The 5,045-nt window shown below is 67.6% G+C and carries 7 protein-coding genes; 2 read left to right on the top strand and 5 right to left on the bottom strand.

The genetic code is table 11. The annotated features are described in order from the left end of the window. Positions 1-907 (bottom strand): D-alanyl-D-alanine carboxypeptidase (locus tag D7Y21_RS40315; RefSeq protein ID WP_233612491.1); only part of this gene is annotated, 907 nt, incomplete at its 3' end. Positions 908-1,097: 190 nt separating this feature from the next. Here D7Y21_RS40315 and rdgC point away from each other — a divergent pair. Both rdgC and D7Y21_RS40305 read left to right on the top strand, forming a co-directional pair. Then, a complete protein-coding gene (gene rdgC / locus D7Y21_RS40310; protein WP_121718541.1) occupies positions 1,098-1,748 on the top strand; it encodes a recombination-associated protein RdgC in 651 nt (216 codons plus the stop codon). Continuing rightward, the gene (locus D7Y21_RS40305; protein WP_121718540.1) at positions 1,735-2,424 is read left to right on the top strand and encodes a hypothetical protein; all 690 of its coding nucleotides are present in this window, start codon (positions 1,735-1,737) and stop codon (positions 2,422-2,424) included. Before rdgC ends, D7Y21_RS40305 begins: the two co-directional genes overlap by 14 nt. A 283-nt stretch (positions 2,425-2,707) precedes the next feature. On the opposite strand, the gene D7Y21_RS42470 is transcribed toward D7Y21_RS40305, so the two are convergent. The 4 genes from D7Y21_RS42470 to D7Y21_RS40280 all read right to left on the bottom strand — a co-directional run bounded on the left by D7Y21_RS42470 (position 2,708) and on the right by D7Y21_RS40280 (position 4,929). Next, entirely contained in the window at positions 2,708-2,857 is a 150-nt protein-coding gene (locus D7Y21_RS42470; RefSeq protein WP_199724681.1) for a hypothetical protein, read from the bottom strand. A 77-nt stretch (positions 2,858-2,934) separates the two neighbouring features. Continuing rightward, positions 2,935-3,333, bottom strand: coding sequence for a VOC family protein (locus tag D7Y21_RS40295; protein WP_121718538.1), 399 nt, complete (start codon positions 3,331-3,333; stop codon positions 2,935-2,937). Between the two features lie 466 nt (positions 3,334-3,799). Continuing rightward, on the bottom strand, positions 3,800-4,150 hold the full coding sequence (locus D7Y21_RS40285; protein ID WP_121718536.1) for a DUF2019 domain-containing protein: 351 nt from the start codon (positions 4,148-4,150) through the stop codon (positions 3,800-3,802). Continuing rightward, complete coding sequence (locus tag D7Y21_RS40280; protein ID WP_233612490.1) at positions 4,150-4,929, bottom strand: hypothetical protein; 780 nt, start codon at positions 4,927-4,929, stop codon at positions 4,150-4,152. Before D7Y21_RS40280 ends, D7Y21_RS40285 begins: the two co-directional genes overlap by 1 nt. Positions 4,930-5,045: the final 116 nt, after the last annotated feature.

Below are 5,045 nucleotides of genomic sequence, written 5' to 3'. Positions count from 1 at the left end.
GGGGCGGGGTGGGGGCCTCCAGCGAGAGCGGCAGCCGCGTGATGCCGTGCCGTGCCAGCGCGTCGTCCACGCACGCGGCGAAGAGGGCTTCCGGCGCGTCCACGGACAGCTTCACCGCGGCGGCCTGGGGGCACGGCCCGCCGGTGGGCGAGCGCCACGTGCAGCGCACTCCGGCGCCTCCGCGCACGCAGGCCAGGTTCGCGCGCTCCGCGTTGACGTCCACGTTCACCACCGCGGACAGCGTGGCGAAGGTGGGGGTCCACTGGACGGAGGGCGCGTCCGCGCAGGTGGCGCCGGGGGCGCGCGCCAGCGCCAGGTCCACCACGTTCTCGCGGAAGACGAAGGGCGTGGGCGCCGCGCTGTAGGCATAGGCCGCGTCATCCCAGGCCCAGCCCGGGCCCATGCCGCCGTCCATGCCGTCCGTGCCGGAGATGCGCACGTTGCCGCGCCACTGGTGGATGCCGCGCGTCTGGAAGGCCTCCGCGATGCGGTCGCACGCGAGCGCCGTCTCCGGGAAGCGCCACGAGCCCAGGGACGGGTCCCCGGACGCCTGCGCCACCACGTCGCCCAGAAACAGGCCTCCCGCCTGCGAGCCCTCCAGGAACACCGGGGTGGTGAAGCGGAAGTCCGCTCCCAGCGCGGACAGCGCGGCGGACGTGGACACCACCTTCATGGTGGACGCGGGCAACAGCCGCACGTTCTCGCGGTGGGTGAAGAGGGGCTCGCCGGTGCGCGCGTCCACCACGTACGCGCCCGCGAGCGCGCCGTCCGCCTCCAGGGTCTCCAGCAGGGCCTTCGTCACCCCGGGCAGGGTGTCGCGCGGGGCTCCGTCCGGCGTGGCGGCCGTGTGGGTGCAGGCGGACAGGAAGAGGGCAACGACGCTGGCGGGGAGGAGGGCGCGGCGCATGGCGGCGGCCACCGTATGTCGCGTGCCTGGGAGTGTCATGGATTCCCGCCAGCGGGGTGGGGCGGAGACGTGCACGGTTGGACGGAGCCCGGGCAAACGATCTTCGGCGGGGGCTATTCCCGGCCCTTCGCGTCCAGCCACACCGAGTGCCTTGACGCGACGCCACGGGACCCCCATCCTGCCGCGCCCCATGCCTGTCCTACGTGGTGCCGTGACCTTTTCGCGCTTCCGGACCGAGCCGGCCAAGGATGCGCCGTCCGACGTCAAGCGCTGGATGACCAAGGGACTCAAGTCCCATGCGTTCGAGCCCATCGACCGCCGCTCCGAGGAGGAGCGCGCCGCGGGCTTTGTCGAGTTGGAGAACCCGGAGTCCTCCGAGTTCGCCACCGGCAACCTCTACTATGGCGAGTACGCCCTCTTCTCCTTCCGCATCGACACGCTGAAGGTGCCCGCGTCGATGATGAAGTCGGAGCTGGACAAGTGGGCCGCCGCCTTCGGCAAGGAGAACGGCCGGCCGCCCGCGCGCGCGGAGAAGAACAAGCAGCGCGCGGAGCTCAAGCAGCTCTTGCGTCAGCGCGCGGTGCCGCGCACCAGCACGCTGGACGTGACGTGGAACCTGAAGACGCACACGGTGCAGGTCTGGGCCGCGTCGCGCAAGACGGTGGATGAGATCTGCGTGGCGCTGGAAGGCGCCCTGGCGGTGAAGGTGATTGGCATCACGCCCGCGTCCATGGCGCAGCGCGCGGGCATCGACGAGAAGGCCCTGGGCCCCACGGCGGAGCTCATTGGCATGGACCTGCCGGCGACGGCTTCGGTGGAGGACTCCCATGGCGAAGCGTGAGCAGGCGAGGGAAGAGGCGGCGTTCGCCCGGGGCGATGTCGGCGTGGATGGTGCCGCCACCGAGGAGGAGAAGGACGAAGCCGAAGTCGAAAAGGGCAAGGCGCGCGAACAGCTGCTGCGCGGCCGGGCCTACCTGGGCCGCGAGTTCATGACGTGGCTCCTGTGGCGCTCGGAGTCGGGCGACCCGCTGGTCGAGTACGACGGCGCGGGCGTCGTGGTGCTCTACCTGGGCAAGGTGGTGTTGCGCGGCGTGGCCGGCGACGTCACGGAGATGAGCGCCAAGGGCACGCTGGCGCCGTATTCGGAGAACGTGCGCCACTCGCTGGACCGGGGCCTGCTGGTGTCCCAGGCGCGGCTGCGCGTGTCGCACGGCGAGCGTGAATACGAAGTCACCCTGGATTCCGAGTTCCTGGACATCCGCGCCGCCAAGCTGCCCGCGCTCATGACGGAGGAAGAGGATGATCAGCTCTCCGAACGTCTGGAGTTGACCGAGCAGCTCTCCGCCATCGTGGACGCACTGGTGCAGGACTTCCTGTCCGTGCGCGCCGGACGCGCCTGGAGCAAGCAGGTGGTGCCCGCGTTGAAGGCGTGGATGAAGGGCGAGGAGAAGGGGAGCGACCTGCTCTCCAAGGCCGCCCGCGCCAAGGGCCGAGACGCCCGCGCCGCCCGGGGCTGAAATATCTGGATTAAAACATGGAAGAGCTGAAATCCGAGTGAAGCCTCCGAGGGTGGCGACACACTGTGTAGCGTCGTGTGTCTCTCCCCCTCGGAGTTTCCACCATGAAGTCAGACTCCCTGTTGATCGCGGCCGTCGTGGCCGTGCTTCTCCCTCTGCACTCGGGTGCGCAGAGCAGCGTCATCGCCTTTGGCGACAGCCTGAGTGACAACGGCACGTACAGCACCGCCACGAGCGGTCCGGTGTACCGCACCGAATTGTTGAGACACCAGGTTGGTCGTAATCAGGCCGCCTGCCTCGACAGCATCAGCTCTCGCCGGGCCTGACTCGGCGAGAGGAAGTCGTGACGCTCCAGCAGCCAGTGCTCGTTGTAGCGGTGGGCCCAGTCCAGCAGGGCCCGCCGCAGTTCCTCCACGGTGGAGAAGGTGCGCACCCAGAACAGTTGCTCCTTGAGGGGGCGAATGAAGCGCTCGGCACAGGGACGAGCGCTGAGCAGCCCGGCCGGCCGCATCAAGCCTGCGGCGCCGTCCAGACAAGGTTCCACAGGTGGCCGTCGAGGTCCTCGAAACCCTGGTCATACATGAAGCCGCGGTCCTCGGGCGGATGCGGAATGCGGCCGCCGGCGGCGACGGCCTTGGCGATCAGACTATCCACTTCCTCCCGGCTCTCGCAGCTCAAGCAGATGACGACCTCGTTGGCGTCCTTCGCCTGCACGACGGGCTTGTCGATGAGGGTCTTGAAGAACGCTTCGGTCGTCAGCATGGCATGAATGCTGCCATCCACGATGACCATGAACGCCGCGCTCTCGTTACTGAATTGTGGATTGAAGCTGAAGCCGAGAGCGGAAAAGAAGGCTTTGGATTCATCCAGGTTTTTGACCGGCAGGTTGAAGATGATCTGCTTGTTCATGACGTCCTCATGTCGAAAGGTGAGTCGAATAACGAGTCCTGCATCCGGACGACGACTGATGACTGTAACGCAGCGGTAACGCAGTCGAGTGGACGCGCCTGGACGCAGCAGGGGACGGTACCCACAGGGCAGGTGGGGCGTAACCCCTCGGAAGTATTGGCGGTAGGGCACGGGAATCGAACTCGCCAGGGACTGCTCTCGCAGCCCTCCACCGGTCTTGAAGCCCCGCCACCCCGATCCGCGAGGTGTCCGGAGGGATTGAGGGTCGGCCGGTTCTCCTCTGGAGCGGGGCGAGTGGTGCGTCCATGGAGGTCCACCCGCGTCCGTCCATCTTGGGTACAGCTTGAGTACGAGGATGGGGACGGCAGGGGACAGGGACCATTGGATGCACCGGGTTCGGTTACGTCCGTGAACTTCGCGCCGGTGATGCCCGCGCGCACCATGGCCTCCTCAGCCACGATCAAGGCTACTCTGGATCGAGCGCCCAGGTTCCTTCTTCCCAGCGTTTCAATGCCTGCTGCGCTCCGAACGGGACCAGCCCCTGCCCCTTGGCAGCTTCCTCCAGGACCGCTTTGGCTTCGGTCGTCCGATAGCGGAGCAGATGCGCGGCAGCCATCACGCGCACGTCCATGCGCTCATGCTTGAGCAGTACGGCGAGAGCGTCACGTCCGGGATTGCCGTGGGCCAGGAGCTTATCGACGGCGGCGCCGTACTTCCTGGCGTGCTTGTTTCCAGTCTTGGCGTCTCCCCGGAAGATGGCCTCGTTCTGCGCGACCACGTTCTCGGCGAACTGCTCGACAAGGTCATGCAACTTCATCACCAGAGCCCCTTTCCGACGTTCTCAATGGCCAGAAGCCCGAAGTCACGTTGGGCCTCGTAGGACTGCGTGCTCAACCATTGCCGTACGGTCAATGGCGAGCCGGTGATATCGCGTCGAATCGACGAAAAGAACGCGCTGACGTCGCTGTGCAGGCTCTTGTCCAGTGGGAGGATGTTCTCGGTGTTGTGGAGGGCCTGGGGGCCGAAGCGCTTCACGTTGCCCGGGGTTTGCTCGACGATGTGATGCCACTCCTTGTTCTTGCCCGCAGGGCCCATGGCCTTCTTGAAACCACTGAACGAGCCCCAGGCTTTGTAGCCCGAGGGGCGCGCCTTGGCGGAGGTACTGCCGCCCGTGGCGTTGGCCGCCATGGCCACCGCGCCGGGCGCGAGGGCGATGGTGACGGTCTCGGCGCTCACGGCCACCGTTCCCACGCCCGCGACCGCCGCGAGCCTGATGCCCATCTGCGCTTCGGCCTGCACCGCCGCCTGCGCGGCGCCGGGCAGCATTGGCACCTTCGCCCCCAGCCCCGCCGCCGTGTTCCCAATGGCGGCCGTGGCCAACATGGCGAACGCGCGCGCCGCGTTGCGGCCCATGACCTTGCCGTAGCGCTCGCCCGACTCGCGGAGTTCGTCAAACGTGGTGGCCCGCTCCGCCTCCTCCACCAGCCGCTTGAAGCCCACGATGAGGCTCCAGAACGTATCGACCCCCACGTAGGCAATGAGGGAGGCGGTCATCACGGCGGCCACGCCCTTCGAGAAAGGCTCGGGGAAACCCATCTCAGCGCACCCCATCCAAGCAGCCGTCGTCGCAGGATTCGGTGATCATCACCCACCCGCTCCATCCATTCGTGGGCCGGACGCTTCCGCTGCTGCAGCACCTGCGGTACCTCGGT

Origin of the sequence: Corallococcus sp. AB045 (genome assembly GCF_003668895.1) — a bacterium.
Lineage (GTDB): Bacteria > Myxococcota > Myxococcia > Myxococcales > Myxococcaceae > Corallococcus > Corallococcus coralloides.
Note: the sequence above shows the minus strand (reverse complement) of the source record. Positions and strands in the feature narration are given on the sequence as shown.

Excerpts from the sequence above, each read along its gene's own strand:
- rdgC (WP_121718541.1), top strand. The coding sequence starts at position 1,098 with ATGCCTGTCCTACGTGGTGCCGTGACCTTTTCGCGCTTCCGGACCGAG.
- D7Y21_RS40305 (WP_121718540.1), top strand. The coding sequence starts at position 1,735 with ATGGCGAAGCGTGAGCAGGCGAGGGAAGAGGCGGCGTTCGCCCGGGGC.
- D7Y21_RS40295 (WP_121718538.1), bottom strand. The coding sequence starts at position 3,333 with ATGAACAAGCAGATCATCTTCAACCTGCCGGTCAAAAACCTGGATGAA.
- D7Y21_RS40285 (WP_121718536.1), bottom strand. The coding sequence starts at position 4,150 with ATGAAGTTGCATGACCTTGTCGAGCAGTTCGCCGAGAACGTGGTCGCG.
- D7Y21_RS40280 (WP_233612490.1), bottom strand. The coding sequence starts at position 4,929 with ATGGGTTTCCCCGAGCCTTTCTCGAAGGGCGTGGCCGCCGTGATGACC.